Origin of the sequence: Klebsiella sp. 10982 (genome assembly GCF_048589245.1) — a bacterium.
In the GTDB taxonomy this organism is placed as follows: Bacteria; Pseudomonadota; Gammaproteobacteria; order Enterobacterales; family Enterobacteriaceae; genus Klebsiella; species Klebsiella quasivariicola.
The window spans coordinates 13,983-26,862 of record NZ_JBMAXV010000019.1 but is presented as its reverse complement, the minus strand read 5'-3'; the positions used below and the strand labels follow the sequence as shown (position 1 = coordinate 26,862).

Genomic DNA, 12,880 nt, shown 5'->3' with positions numbered 1-12,880 from the left:
ACTTATGCAGTCTGTTGACTCTCCTGCTCCGCCCGTTCAGCCTCTTCCGCTTCCTGGGCAAGGAGTTGTTTCTCATAGACCTTAAAGAACGGGAAGTAGATAATCGCCGACACACAGGCCAGCACGATCACCAGAATCGCCGCGCGGAAATCCCAGCCCAGCGCCCAGGCCCCGCCAATCGGCGCAGGTGCCGTCCACGGTACTACCGAGATAACGCGACCAATCAGATCCAGTTTCATCGCCGCCCAGGCCAGCACCGCGTTCACCATCGGCGCCAGCAGGAACGGAATAAAGAATACCGGGTTCATAACGATAGGCGTGCCGAAGATAACCGGTTCATTAATGTTAAACAGACTTGGCACCACGCTCAGACGGCCAATGGAACGCAAATGCGCTGAGCGGCTGCGCAGGTAACAAAACACCAGCCCCATGGTGGCACCAGAACCGCCGACGACGATAAAGAACGTCCAGAACGCCTCCATAAAGATATGCGGTAAAGGCGCGCCCTGAGCCAATGCCTGCTGGTTCATTCCGAGGTTGGTCAGCCAGAACATCTGCAGCATCCCGGACACAATCGCCGCACCATGGATCCCGGCAAACCACAACAGATGGCCGATAAGCACCGCCAGCAGGATCGCCGGCAGGGAATCGGCAGCCGAAACCAGTGGTTTGAAAATAGCCATAATGGCCTGCGGGATCAGCATGTCAAAATGGTGTTGAATAAACAGGCTCAGTGGATACAGCGTCAGTACGACCACCAGCACCGGGATCAACAGATCAAAGGAGTTTTTGATCATCGGTGGCACCTGATCCGGCAGCCGGATACCGATGTTATGCGCCTTAAGAAAACGCATCAGCTCCACACAATAGATCGCCACCAGAATGGCGGTAAAGATCCCCGTACCGCCGAGGCTATCCACTGGCAGCGTGCCCTGCGTTTTCGGCGCGGCGACCAACAAAAAGGCCATGATCGACAACATCGCGCACATGAAAGGATCAAGCTGATGGGATTTCTCGTAGTGTTTACCGAGGTTATAGGAGATTGCCGCGCAGATGTGGATCGACATGATCCCCATCGTCATATCAAAGGGGGTCAGAATACGTCCTTCAAACTCTTTTGCCAGATCCAGCCAGGCGCGGGCAAAACCCCAGGTGGTGTCCGGTGAGAAAGGGGGATAAGCAAACACCAGCAGGAACGATCCGACGATCATAAACGGCATCGCTGAGATAAAACCGTCACGGATAGCCATGACGTGGCGCTGCGATGAGATCCGCCCTGCGATGGGGCTTATGTAATTTTCTACAAAGCGAAATATCAAATTAAACGCAGCATGGTTAGCAGACATAGTAGCCCTCCTGACAGGCTATTGATACTGGCCCAACAACGATTACCCTGCCGTTACGATGACCGCTTTTTGAGTCAGCAGGCCGCTGGTCGTATAGGTAACCGGCTATACTGCTCATGATCCAACGATTCATACACGGCTCTTATGTTATAAATAAACGGAGAAGTGACGGTTCCAGTATTCATCGCAATGCGCTCAACCGCAACCGGTTACAGTAACCGGTTACGGCGAATGTGAAGGAGATCGACAAAATAGAAAGAATCTGGATTGTCGGCGTCGATATTTACACTCCGCCAGGCTTGTGACAGATTTAAACAGGCTTTAATCAGGAGAATCCAATGAGTCTGCAGTCTGTACGGCAGTTTTTTGCCGAACACGCCCCCGATATCGAAATTATCGAGTTAAATCAGAGTACCGCAACCGTTGAGCTGGCTGCTGCCGCGCACAACGTTGAGCCGGGACAAATCGCCAAAACGCTGTCACTGAAGATCAAGGATAAGATTGTATTGATCGTCGCCAGGGGCGATGCGCGACTGGATAATAAAAAACTGAAAGAGACCTTTGGTGCGAAAGCCAGAATGTTGAGCAGCGATGAGGTGGTGACCTGGACCGGTCATCCGGTCGGCGGGGTGTGCCCATTTGGCCTGGAGAACCCACTGTCCGTCTATTGCGATGTTTCTCTTAGACGCTATCAGGAAGTGCTACCCGCGGCTGGAGCCATTCACAGCGCCGTTCGTATCGAACCAGAACGAATGGCGCAGCTCACTGATGCGACGTGGGTAGACGTGTGCCTATAGCCGTATTACGCCACCTGCTTAACAGCGCAGGCCGTGCCGCTAACGGGTAAATGCAGCAAGATATCCGCCGCGTTTAATAAACCAATGTCTGAGCGAACCCCGAGCTTGGTCATAGCATTAAACTTATGCGCGCGGATAGTTTTTATGTTCCGATTCAGCTGTATCGCAATTTCGGACAGCGAATATCCCCAGGACATATAGCGAAGAATGGCGTGCTCCGTTGGGCTCAACGGGTCGTTGCACGCCTCTCTGTCGCAAAACTGTTCACGGCCGGTGATAGGGTGATTATCCAGCAACTGTAACAAACGCTCCTGTAACCCGCGTCGTGGCGCGCATTTATTCAATATACCGTGCAGGCAGGCTGGCATGAGATGGCCAATCAGGTGCATTTCACTTTCGCTATTTGCCAGAATAATCGTTTGCACCTCCGGTCGACGTCGCGCCATTTCATGAAGAAAAAGCAAACTCTCTGCTCTTGATGAACGGCTTCCGGACAGTGAAAAAATAATAGCTGACCAGGGAAATGATTTTTCCACTTCCCTGAGCTGACTGACATTTTTGAAAAAATGAATATGATAGTGGCGATTATCTTCACGGCTAAAGATATAGCGCCATGCCATTTCCGTCATCACACATTTTTCCACTATGGCGACATGGCGGGTTGTACTATTTTTTTCCATTCCATTTGCTCCCCGTAAGCTGAATTGATATTCAGCTCTTGCATTCCCTGCGCGCTGTTGATCCAGGCGTACATTTCAGCATTGCTTCGCAGTGATAAACGACGCATTGCGCTATTTTTCTGCGCGCTGATAGTTTTATTACTCTTTTTCAACAGCGAGGCGATCTGGTTAATTCCCCATCCCTTTGCCAGCAGACGCAAAACCTTGCGCTCTGAAAGGGTTAACATCGCCGCAGAGTGGTAGGTTGCGAAATCATTGTCCTCATCCACGGTAAAGAGTGTTCGGCTAATTTGCTCAGCAGCACGACTACCGGCACAAATCACCTCTATCAGCCGATTGATGGGCTCGCTCTCGGAGACCAACGAACTTTCAGGGCGAATTAATAGCTCAACGGCTAAGGGATAGAGACTGTCGCTAACCATAAAAACCCAGTGAATGTCTCGATACTGGGTCATTAGAGAGTAATAGCGCTCGCAAACGGCCCGGGGGTGCGCTATCTCGCCAGAGATATCGGCCACAACCAGAACCGCCCGCCGCAGCTGCAAAAGAGTGAGCTCATCATGGGAACGGCAAAAGCTGAGTTCGTAATCAGGAAGATTTTCGTTAAAAATAACCTTCAAACCTGACTGCATGACGGGAATTTTACTAATAATAACACCAAACTTACCTTGCCCTGGTAACATAACACCTCCGCTTCCTGTCGAAGTTTCTTCGCATGCCGGCAAACAATCGGCGCGTAGCCTCATCGCCATATCATTCTCAGAATGAATATAAAAATTATATTCATGGCCTGCGTACACGGTATACGTTACGACCGAACCGTGGTCATACCGTGTAAATATTATTCCTGTGTATACTTGCGATTAATATTAGCACAGATACCTCTGCGCTAATAAATTAGAAAAGATAAAACCATTATTTAGAAAAAATAATTTCAGGCACAAAAGTTATTAAACGTTGTCTTTAATTGTTTCTCTAAATGCTTTTGGAGACATACCGCTATAGCGCCGGAAAAAACGAGAGAAGTAGGCTGCATCGCTAAAACCTAAATAATCAGAGAGTTGCGTTACCGTCATTCGGGTATACTGCAGATTACGCCGCGCTTCAAGCATCAAACGTTGATGCAATACTCCGAGCGCGCTACAGCCATGAAACTCACGGCATAAATAATTCAGGTGCGTCACTGACAGTCCAATCAGCTTCGCGTACTCCGCCAGCGGAAGATGCTGCCGGTAGTGACTCTCAATCAGTCGGGAAAAGTGGCGCATCATGCTGCGCTTTCGCTCAGCTTTATCTTCCGCGGGCGGCGCAGGGCGACACTGCCGGTTCAGCCAGACCAACAATGTCCCCAGCAGCGAATAAAGCATCATCTCCCGGGCATCGTGTTCTTCGCAATACTCCTCGCGAAGCGCCGAAAATAGCGTATGCAGACGCCCCCGGGATCGTCCCACCGGCACACACTGCGGTACGCTAAGTACATCCAGCGGTCGTCCAAACTGATTTTCGAACCGGCTCAGCAGCGGCAACGCCAGAGAAAGTACATATCCTTGCGTTCCCGGTGAAAAATGAAATCCATGAATACACAGCGCAGGAACCACCTGAATGCAGGATTCCGTCACCACCGCGGTGCTACCTTCAATTTCTATCTCCGCCCGGCCCTGATGCAGATAGAGAAGCTGGACCATTTCCGCATGCTGGTGGACACGGATGTGCCACTCATACAGGCTGCTGCGCTGCAAAATAGACTCGCAGTGCAGCAGATCCGGTGTCGGCCAACCGCGTTCTTCGCCATATAGCTTAAATACGGGAACAGCTTGCATGGGCGGCATAGTCACTCCTCTTTCGTCAGGTGACGCGTTCTATGGGCAAACCCACGTAGTTTTCCGCGATGGTGGTCAGTCCGGCGCGTGAGCCAAGATAGTAGCGACGGTCCGCCGCCTGCATTTTGGCATCAAACGCGTTCTGGTCCGGGAAATCGTGCAGCAGGCGGGTCATAAACCAGCTAAAGCGTTCCCCTTTCCAGACCCGATCCAGCGCCAGTCGCGAGTAGCTCGCCAGCAGATCGCTCCGGCCACGATGATAGTACTCGCGCAGGATCTGCCACAGGTAGTTAACATCCGATGCCGCCAGGTTTAACCCTTTAGCTCCGGTTGGCGGCACGATATGCGCGGCATCCCCCACCAGGAACAATCGTCCATACTGCATCGGCTCCACCACGAAGCTACGCAGAGGGGCAATGCTTTTCTCAAGTGAGTGACCAGTCACTAACTTTGATGCCAGGTCGTCCGGTAACCTGCGTTTCAGCTCCAGCCAGAAGCGTTCGTCCGACCATGCTTCCACCTTATCGCTCAGCGGAACCTGCAGATAGTAGCGGCTGCGGGTTAGTGAGCGCTGACTACATAATACAAACCCCCGTTGATGATGCGCATAGATCAGCTCGGGATTGACCGGTGGCGTATCCGCCAGCAGTCCTAACCAGCCAAACGGCCAAATGCTTTCGTAGGTTTTGAGGATGTCGCGGGGAATACTTTGCCGCGACACGCCGTGGAACCCGTCGCAACCGGCGATGAAATCGCACTCCAGGCGGCAGGTTTCTCCTTCGCTGAGGTAGGTGATCGTCGGCCGGTCGCTTTTGGCGTCATGAATAACCACCTCGCTCACGCCGTAGACGATCGGTGCGCCGCTGGCGGCCCGGGCCGCCATGAGATCGCGGGTCACTTCGGTCTGACCGTAAACCATCACACTTTTGCCGCCGGTCAGCTCGCTCAGGGCGACAGGCACCCGCTGGCCATCAAACAGAAACTCCACCCCATGATGCACCAGGCCTTCAGCGTCCATTCGCTGTGCCACACCCGCTTCGCGTAGCAGATCGACGGTGCCGCTTTCCAGAATTCCGGCGCGAATACGCCCCAGCACATACTGCGGTGTCTGGCGTTCAAGGATCACGGTATGGATCCCGGCGTTATGCAGCAACTGCCCCAGCAGTAGCCCGGAAGGGCCAGCGCCAATAATCGCGACCTGTGTTTTCATAGGGTTGTCTCACTTTTGCAGGGTTAATTATTTGTATGTTTTTTGTTTAATAAAAGTACTTTCCTGCATTTTTGATAAGTCAGACGGGAAAAAGAAGGGATGAATGGCGATAAAAATTGCACTTTTCACCAAACTGATAAAAGTGTGGAACGCTTCAAATTATGCCCCCCCGGTCGGCGAGACATTTTTGCACATTATTTGATCCCACCCCCCTCAGCCACCATGATGCTTCAGGTTAAAGTATCAGCAGAGACCAGGCGTCGCGTACAGCAGAGGAATTATGCAGGTTGATCGGGCACAGCAGCGGGCAATCACACGTTTATGTATCCAGTGTGGTCTTTTTTTGTTACAGCACGGCGCCGAAAGTGCGCTGGTGGAAGAGCTATCCACCCGCCTCGGACGGGCGCTGGGAATGGACAGCGTGGAAAGCGCCATCTCCTCGAATGCCATCGTGCTGACCACCATTAAAGATGGCGAATGCCTCACCTCAACGCGTAAAAATGTCGACCGCGGCATCAATATGCATGTGGTGACGGAAGTGCAGCATATTGTGATCCTCGCCGAGCATAAACTGCTGGACTATCGCGACGTTGAGAAACGCTTTGCGCAGATCGTTCCCCTGCGCTATCCGCGCTGGTTGCTGGTCCTGATGGTGGGGTTCTCCTGCGCCTGTTTCTGCAAACTGAATAACGGCGGCTGGGACGGGGCGCTGGTCAGCTTTTGCGCCAGTACCGTCGCCATGTACATTCGCCAGGTGCTGACCCACCGGTCCATGCATCCGCAGATCAACTTCTGCATTACCGCGTTTGTCGCCACCACCATCTCCGGGCTGCTGTTGCGCCTGCCGGCCTTTGCCAGCACCCCAACCATTGCCATGGCTGCCAGCGTCCTGCTGCTGGTTCCAGGGTTTCCTTTAATCAACGCCGTCGCCGATATGTTTAAAGGACATATCAATACGGGGCTTGCCCGCTGGGCGATCGCCAGCCTGTTGACCCTCGCCACCTGCATTGGCGTGGTGATGGCGATGACGGTATGGGGGCTGCGCGGATGGGCATAATCTCGTTTATCTTCGCGCTGGCGGAAGATATGGTGCTGGCAGCCATTCCGGCCGTCGGTTTTGCGATGGTCTTTAATGTCCCCCAGCGCGCCCTGCGCTGGTGTGCGCTGCTGGGGGCGATTGGTCACGGCTCGCGTATGGTCATGATGAGCGCGGGCTTTAATATTGAGTGGGCCACCTTTCTCGCTGCCCTGCTGGTGGGCAGCATCGGCATCCAGTGGTCGCGCTGGTATCTGGCGCATCCCAAGATTTTTACCGTCGCCGCCGTGATCCCGATGTTTCCCGGCATCTCGGCCTATACCGCGATGATCTCCGCAGTAAAGATCAGCCATTTTGGCTATTCGGAAGAGATGATGATTTTGCTGCTGAGCAATTTTTTAAAGGCGTCTTCTATCGTGGGCGCCCTCTCCATTGGCCTGTCGATACCCGGTCTGTGGCTGTATCGTAAGCGTCCTCGCGTCTAATCCTGGCGTCGCGGTAAAATCGCGACGCTCCTTCCGCGATGGGCTCTGTGCTACTATGTGCAGATCACCCCACTCTTTGCAGTTCAGAGTTGAGATAGAGTTATGTCTTCGCGAATTTTAACCTCCCATTTTAGCGGCCTGGAAGAGTTCCTCCAGCAGCACGCGGCGCTGCTGGCGAAATCGACTGACGGCACCGTCGCCGTTTTTGCCAATAATGCGCCGGCGTTCTATGCGCTGACGCCGGCCCGGCTGGCGCAGTTGCTCGAACTGGAAGCCAGGCTGTCGCGCCCCGGCAGCGACATCGCGCTTGACCCGCAGTTTTTCGAGGAGCCCGCCGCGGCGCCGGTTGCGGTGCCGATGGGCAAATTTGCTATGTACGCCGACTGGCAGCCGGACGCCGACTTTCAGCGCCTGGCCGCGCTGTGGGGCATTGCCCTGAGCCAGCCGGTCACCCCGGAAGAGCTGGCCGCCTTCGTCGCTTACTGGCAGGCGGAAGGTAAAGTGTTTCACCACGTGCAGTGGCAGCAGAAACTGGCTCGCAGCGTGCAAATCAGCCGCGCCAGCAATGGCGGACAGCCGAAGCGCGATGTGAACAGCGTCAGCGAACCGGACAGCCAGATTCCGCGAGGTTTCCGAGGATGAGCATGAAAAACGTTGGCGACTTAATGAAACGCCTGCAGAAAATGATGCCGGCTCATATCGAGCCGGCGTTTAAAACCGGCGAAGAGCTGCTGGCCTGGCAAAAAGAGCAAGGCCGGCTGCGTTCTGAAGCGCTGGAGCGGGAAAATCGTGCGATGAAAATGCAGCGTACCTTTAACCGCTCGGGGATCCGCCCGCTGCATCAGAACTGCTCTTTTGATAACTATCGTGTCGAGTGCGAGGGGCAGATGAATGCCCTTGCCCGGGCGCGTCAGTATGTGGAAGAGTTCGACGGCAATATCGCCAGCTTTATCTTCTCCGGCAAACCGGGTACCGGCAAAAACCACCTGGCGGCAGCCATCTGCAACGAGCTGCTGCTGCGCGGGAAATCCGTCTTAATCATCACCGTGGCCGATATTATGTCGGCGATGAAAGATACTTTCGGCAACCGGGAAACGAGCGAAGAGCAGTTGTTGAGCGACCTCAGCAAAGTCGACCTGCTGGTGATTGATGAAATTGGTATGCAGACGGAATCTCGTTATGAGAAGGTCATTATTAATCAGATAGTTGACCGCCGCTCCTCATCGAAACGGCCTACCGGGATGCTGACCAACAGCAATATGGAAGAGATGAACAAACTGCTTGGTGAGCGGGTAATGGATCGTATGCGCCTCGGCAACAGCCTGTGGGTGATCTTCAACTGGGAAAGTTACCGCCACCGCGTCACCGGCAAAGAGTATTAAGAGATTTCCGCACGGCGACGGCGTTATACTAAAGGAATTCTTCAGTCACGCTTATGAGTTCGTCTATTATGAAATCGTTAAAACATGGCTTTATTGCCGCGCTTGTCGCCGGGGCCTTTACCGTCGCCGGCGCCCACGCCGCCTCCTGGCAGGATTCTCTTAACAGTGCCGCCAGCCAGCTCAGCGGTAGTAGCACCCAGAACAGCGGCGGCATGTCCGTCTCCTCGCTAACCAGCCTGCTTAACGGCAACAGCCAGTCTCTGACCGCCAGCAGCATGAATAACGCCGCCGGGATCATGTCTTATTGCGCGAAACAGAAGCTCGCCTCGGTGACCAGCGCCGATAATGTCAAAAATCAGGTACTGGATAAACTGGGTCTCAGTACACCGGAAAAACAAAAACAGGACACCAACTATCTGGATGGTCTGCAGGGTCTGCTTAACAGCAAAAACGGCCAGCAGCTGGACCTGAATACCCTCGGCAACAGCTCGCTGGCGAAACAGGTAAAAACCAAAGCCTGCGATCTGGTCCTGAAACAGGGCGTTAACTTCCTCTCCTGATACGTACGGCTAATGCCGCGTTTGTCGCCTTCGCGACGGCAGCGCGGTCTGAAACGTTTTTTTTACCCATTTACCCTCCCCGCTTCCCCGTCAAAGCCGATGCGATGCGGATCAAAAAAGGCAACTTCTAAACCAATTCTGAATAACTGCACAGTTTCATGACGCTAGAATTGCAGCAAGATGGCGCTGCAATTACAGTGTGGCGTGAAAAGTAATCTGTTCTGCCAGCCAACAACTGGCGCTAATGAGGATGAGCTGTGTCAGAGTTGTTATCCATCGCCTTATTTTTAGCATCGGTGGTGCTTTATGCCTGGAAAGCGGGACGTAACACCTGGTGGTTTGCCGCCACGCTCACGGTGTTAGGCCTGTTCGTGGTGCTGAATATCACCCTCTACGCCAGCGACTACTTTACCGGCGACGGCATCAACGACGCGGTACTCTACACCCTGACCAACAGCCTGACCGGCGCCGGGATCGGTAAATACATTCTGCCGGGTGTCGGCGTGGCCGTTGCGTTGGTTGCCGTTTTTGGCGCCCTCGGCTGGATCCTGCGCCGCCGCCGCCATCATCCTCATCACGTTGGTTACAGCCTGGCGGCTCTGCTGCTGGCACTGGCTTCCGTCGATGCCAGCCCGGCGTTCCATCAGATCAGCGAGCTGGTGAAATCTCAGTCGCGTGAGGGCGACCCGGACTTTGCCGCCTATTATAAAGAGCCGTCAAAGCGTATCGACAATCCGCAGCTGAATCTGGTGTATATCTACGGCGAAAGCCTGGAGCGCACCTATTTTGATAACGATGCCTTCCCTAACCTCACCCCTGAACTGGGTAAAATAAAAGATCAGGGGCTCGATTTCAGCAATACCATGCAGCTGCCGGGGACCGATTACACCATCGCCGGCATGGTCGCCTCGCAGTGCGGTATTCCGCTCTTCGCGCCGTTTGAAGGCAACGCCTCGGCCTCGGTTTCCAGCTTCTTTCCGCAGAATATCTGCCTGGGCGATATTCTGAAGAACTCCGGCTACGAAAACTATTTTGTGCAAGGGGCCAACCTGCGCTTTGCTGGCAAAGACGTGTTTCTTAAATCCCACGGATTCGATCATCTGTACGGGGCGGAAGAGCTAAAAACCACGGTGGCGGATCCGACCTACCGCAACGACTGGGGTTTCTATGACGACACCGTGCTCGACGAGACGTGGAAAAAATTCGAAGAGCTGTCGCGCTCCGGGAAACGCTTCTCGCTGTTCGCCCTGACGGTGGATACCCACCACCCCGATGGCTTTATCTCGCGCACCTGCGAGCGCAAACGCTATGACGTGGACGGTAAGAAAAACCTCTCTTTCAGCGCCGTTAGCTGTAGCCAGGAACATATCGCCGCGCTGATCGAGAAGATTAAAGCCTCACCCTATTTTAAAAACACGGTCATCGTGGTTTCTTCCGATCACCTGGCCATGAAGAACAGCGCCTGGGATTACCTCAACAAGCACGATCGCAGCAATCTGTTTTTTGTCCTGCGCGGCGATCAACCGCAGCAGGAGACCCTGGCGGTGAAACGCAACACCATGGATAACGGTGCGACAGTGCTGGATATTCTCGGCGGCGATAACTTTATTGGTCTCGGGCGCAGCAGCCTCTCCGGCCAGTCGCTCTCCGGTATTTTCATGAACATGAAAGAGAAAATCCTCGCCTGGAAACCGGACGTGATCCGCCTGTGGAATTTCCCGAAAGAGATGAAAACTTTCACTGTCGACTCGCAGAAGAACATGATTGCCTTTTCCGGCAGCCATTTCCGTCTGCCACTGCTGCTGCGGGTGTCGGATCAGCGCGTGGAGCCGCTGCCGGAAAGCGAATACTCCGCGCCGCTGCGCTTCCAGCTGGCCGATTTCGCGCCGCGGGATAACTTCGTGTGGGTCGATCGCTGCTATAAAATGGGGCAACTGTGGGCGCCTGAGCTGGCGCTCTCCACCGACTGGTGCGTCTCGCAAGGGCAGCTGGGTGGTGAACAGAAGGTCCAGCACGTCGATAAGCCACAGTGGCAAGGAAAAACTGCCTTCAGAGACACCCTTATCGATATGGAGCGCTATAAAGGCAATGTCGATACACTGAAGATCGTCGACAACGATATTCGCTACAAGGCCGACAGCTTCGTGTTTAACGTCGCTGGCGCCCCGGAAGAGGTTAAACAGTTCAGCGGCATTTCGCGCCCCGAGTCCTGGGGTCGGTGGTCCAATGCCCAGTTGGGCAGCGACGTAAAGATTGAATACAAAGAACCGCTGCCGGAGAAATTTGATCTGGTGATCACCGCCAAAGCCTATGGCCCCAATGCCAACAAGCCGATCCCGGTACGGGTTGGTCAAAGCGAACAAGTGCTTACGCTGGCCAATGATGTCACCACCACGACGCTGCATTTCGACAACCCGACGCGCAGCAATACGCTGACGATCACGCCGCCGGATCCGCAGTCCACCAACGAGGGCAATATCCTCGGTCACTCCCCGCGTCAGCTGGGGATCGGCATGGTGGAGATCAAAGTGGTGAAAAGCGAAGGCTAAAACAATCCTGCCCGGCGGATTTTCGCGCCGGGCAAGGCTTGCCGTGGCAGGACGTTAACCATACAGCGGCTTTAGTTCATCAGCCGAAAGCCCGGTGATCTTCTGTACCATCTCTTTGTCGAGGCCATTCTGTAACATACTGTCGGCAATGCGCAGCGCCTCGCGCCGGCTGCCTTCCTGCAAGCCCTCCAGGTGCCCTTCTTCCCGGCCTTCTTGCCGACCTTCCTGCTTAAGCTTTTGCGCGATAGACATCAATGTCTCCTCATACTGTGGCAGACGGCGGGCCAGCCGGCGGAGAAACACGCCCGGCTCGGCCGTATTGCCGTACTGCAGCATATAGTGAAACAGCATTCTCAACTGCCGGCGGTTAGTGTATCCCAGCATCACAACCGCCGCCAACGACTCCGTTATGCCGCTGAGATCGCGCTGGCGAATATGCTTTTGCATCAGTTCCAGCAGGGCGACCCGCCGATGCTGCACGATTTCATCGTCCGGCATCACCGTAACGTCGATCAACGGAAACTGGCAGCCATACAGCATTTTCGCCATTTGCGGGTCGGCAAATTCATCCAGCCAGTTCAGCGAGAAAGGATAGGGGCTGGTCACACCGTGATAAAAAAGCATCGGCACCACCAGCGGCAGCGTTTTGTGCCCGGCATCAAGGTGGCGCTGCATCGCGGCAATCGCATAGCGCATCAGGCGAAAGGCCATATGGCTATCCGGCGAGCTCTGATGCTCTATCACCACGTAAACATATCCCGCACCGCAGGTAGTTTGTACCGCCCAGAGAACGTCGGAATACCAGGCGCGCAGATCCTCATCGATAAAGCTCGCTGATTGCAGCTTCAGGGTAGAGAAATCACACCGCTGACGGATCGCTTCGGGAAGGTAAAGAGTGAGGAAATCAGTCGCTGTCTCCGGGTGGCGAAGAAATCGTTTAAATACCGCATCGTGCGGCGTCGAGGTCATCCGTTTTTTCATCGCCATCCGCTTGCCTGAGAGAGAAGGAAGCCGG

At 54.3% G+C, this 12,880-nt stretch carries 13 protein-coding genes; 7 read left to right on the top strand and 6 right to left on the bottom strand.

All coding sequences use genetic code 11. The features are described from left to right. Nucleotides 1-2: 2 nt before the first annotated feature. A complete protein-coding gene (locus ACKLKD_RS15350) occupies nucleotides 3-1,346 on the bottom strand; it encodes a PTS sugar transporter subunit IIC (RefSeq protein ID WP_087805279.1) in 1,344 nt (447 codons plus the stop codon). Nucleotides 1,347-1,684: 338 nt separating this feature from the next. On the opposite strand from ACKLKD_RS15350, the gene ACKLKD_RS15345 reads away from it, so the two are divergent. Continuing rightward, nucleotides 1,685-2,143, top strand: coding sequence for a YbaK/EbsC family protein (locus tag ACKLKD_RS15345; protein WP_025714034.1), 459 nt, complete (start codon nucleotides 1,685-1,687; stop codon nucleotides 2,141-2,143). A gap of 5 nt (nucleotides 2,144-2,148) precedes the next feature. Here ACKLKD_RS15345 and bglJ read toward each other — a convergent pair whose 3' ends face one another. From bglJ to pobA, 4 genes are all read right to left on the bottom strand, one after another. Further along, nucleotides 2,149-2,823, bottom strand: coding sequence for a DNA-binding transcriptional activator BglJ (gene bglJ / locus ACKLKD_RS15340; protein ID WP_025714033.1), 675 nt, complete (start codon nucleotides 2,821-2,823; stop codon nucleotides 2,149-2,151). Continuing rightward, nucleotides 2,787-3,506 (bottom strand): helix-turn-helix transcriptional regulator, encoded by a 720-nt coding sequence (locus ACKLKD_RS15335; RefSeq protein WP_025714032.1) that lies wholly within the window; start codon nucleotides 3,504-3,506, stop codon nucleotides 2,787-2,789. The genes bglJ and ACKLKD_RS15335 overlap by 37 nt, the downstream gene beginning before the upstream one ends. A 267-nt stretch (nucleotides 3,507-3,773) precedes the next feature. After that, entirely contained in the window at nucleotides 3,774-4,652 is an 879-nt protein-coding gene (locus ACKLKD_RS15330; RefSeq protein WP_025714031.1) for a helix-turn-helix domain-containing protein, read from the bottom strand. A 16-nt stretch (nucleotides 4,653-4,668) separates the two neighbouring features. After that, nucleotides 4,669-5,853: a 4-hydroxybenzoate 3-monooxygenase gene (gene pobA, locus ACKLKD_RS15325; RefSeq protein ID WP_080897761.1), complete on the bottom strand. Its 1,185-nt coding sequence runs from the start codon at nucleotides 5,851-5,853 to the stop codon at nucleotides 4,669-4,671. Nucleotides 5,854-6,133: 280 nt separating this feature from the next. On the opposite strand from pobA, the gene ACKLKD_RS15320 reads away from it, so the two are divergent. The 6 genes from ACKLKD_RS15320 to opgB all read left to right on the top strand — a co-directional run bounded on the left by ACKLKD_RS15320 (nucleotide 6,134) and on the right by opgB (nucleotide 11,865). After that, nucleotides 6,134-6,910, top strand: a complete 777-nt coding sequence (locus ACKLKD_RS15320; protein ID WP_025714029.1) for a threonine/serine ThrE exporter family protein — start codon at nucleotides 6,134-6,136, stop codon at nucleotides 6,908-6,910. Next, nucleotides 6,901-7,374 (top strand): threonine/serine exporter, encoded by a 474-nt coding sequence (locus ACKLKD_RS15315; RefSeq protein WP_025714028.1) that lies wholly within the window; start codon nucleotides 6,901-6,903, stop codon nucleotides 7,372-7,374. Before ACKLKD_RS15320 ends, ACKLKD_RS15315 begins: the two co-directional genes overlap by 10 nt. A 102-nt stretch (nucleotides 7,375-7,476) precedes the next feature. Beyond that, on the top strand, nucleotides 7,477-8,016 hold the full coding sequence (dnaT, locus tag ACKLKD_RS15310; protein WP_025714027.1) for a primosomal protein DnaT: 540 nt from the start codon (nucleotides 7,477-7,479) through the stop codon (nucleotides 8,014-8,016). A gap of 2 nt (nucleotides 8,017-8,018) precedes the next feature. Further along, nucleotides 8,019-8,756: a DNA replication protein DnaC gene (dnaC, locus tag ACKLKD_RS15305; protein WP_008807545.1), complete on the top strand. Its 738-nt coding sequence runs from the start codon at nucleotides 8,019-8,021 to the stop codon at nucleotides 8,754-8,756. Between the two features lie 68 nt (nucleotides 8,757-8,824). After that, nucleotides 8,825-9,316 (top strand): DUF2501 domain-containing protein, encoded by a 492-nt coding sequence (locus ACKLKD_RS15300; protein WP_025714026.1) that lies wholly within the window; start codon nucleotides 8,825-8,827, stop codon nucleotides 9,314-9,316. Between the two features lie 257 nt (nucleotides 9,317-9,573). Continuing rightward, complete coding sequence (gene opgB, locus ACKLKD_RS15295; RefSeq protein WP_025714025.1) at nucleotides 9,574-11,865, top strand: phosphatidylglycerol--membrane-oligosaccharide glycerophosphotransferase; 2,292 nt, start codon at nucleotides 9,574-9,576, stop codon at nucleotides 11,863-11,865. 54 nt (nucleotides 11,866-11,919) lie between these two features. On the opposite strand, the gene ACKLKD_RS15290 is transcribed toward opgB, so the two are convergent. Next, nucleotides 11,920-12,852 (bottom strand): Rpn family recombination-promoting nuclease/putative transposase, encoded by a 933-nt coding sequence (locus tag ACKLKD_RS15290; RefSeq protein WP_025714024.1) that lies wholly within the window; start codon nucleotides 12,850-12,852, stop codon nucleotides 11,920-11,922. Nucleotides 12,853-12,880 lie beyond the last annotated feature (28 nt).

What these genes read in the sequence shown, in the direction of transcription:
- ACKLKD_RS15350 (WP_087805279.1), bottom strand. Translation starts at nt 1,346, where the DNA reads ATGTCTGCTAACCATGCTGCGTTTAATTTGATATTTCGCTTTGTAGAA.
- ACKLKD_RS15345 (WP_025714034.1), top strand. Translation starts at nt 1,685, where the DNA reads ATGAGTCTGCAGTCTGTACGGCAGTTTTTTGCCGAACACGCCCCCGAT.
- bglJ (WP_025714033.1), bottom strand. Translation starts at nt 2,823, where the DNA reads ATGGAAAAAAATAGTACAACCCGCCATGTCGCCATAGTGGAAAAATGT.
- ACKLKD_RS15335 (WP_025714032.1), bottom strand. Translation starts at nt 3,506, where the DNA reads ATGTTACCAGGGCAAGGTAAGTTTGGTGTTATTATTAGTAAAATTCCC.
- ACKLKD_RS15330 (WP_025714031.1), bottom strand. Translation starts at nt 4,652, where the DNA reads ATGCCGCCCATGCAAGCTGTTCCCGTATTTAAGCTATATGGCGAAGAA.
- pobA (WP_080897761.1), bottom strand. Translation starts at nt 5,853, where the DNA reads ATGAAAACACAGGTCGCGATTATTGGCGCTGGCCCTTCCGGGCTACTG.
- ACKLKD_RS15320 (WP_025714029.1), top strand. Translation starts at nt 6,134, where the DNA reads ATGCAGGTTGATCGGGCACAGCAGCGGGCAATCACACGTTTATGTATC.
- ACKLKD_RS15315 (WP_025714028.1), top strand. Translation starts at nt 6,901, where the DNA reads ATGGGCATAATCTCGTTTATCTTCGCGCTGGCGGAAGATATGGTGCTG.
- dnaT (WP_025714027.1), top strand. Translation starts at nt 7,477, where the DNA reads ATGTCTTCGCGAATTTTAACCTCCCATTTTAGCGGCCTGGAAGAGTTC.
- dnaC (WP_008807545.1), top strand. Translation starts at nt 8,019, where the DNA reads ATGAAAAACGTTGGCGACTTAATGAAACGCCTGCAGAAAATGATGCCG.
- ACKLKD_RS15300 (WP_025714026.1), top strand. Translation starts at nt 8,825, where the DNA reads ATGAAATCGTTAAAACATGGCTTTATTGCCGCGCTTGTCGCCGGGGCC.
- ACKLKD_RS15290 (WP_025714024.1), bottom strand. Translation starts at nt 12,852, where the DNA reads ATGGCGATGAAAAAACGGATGACCTCGACGCCGCACGATGCGGTATTT.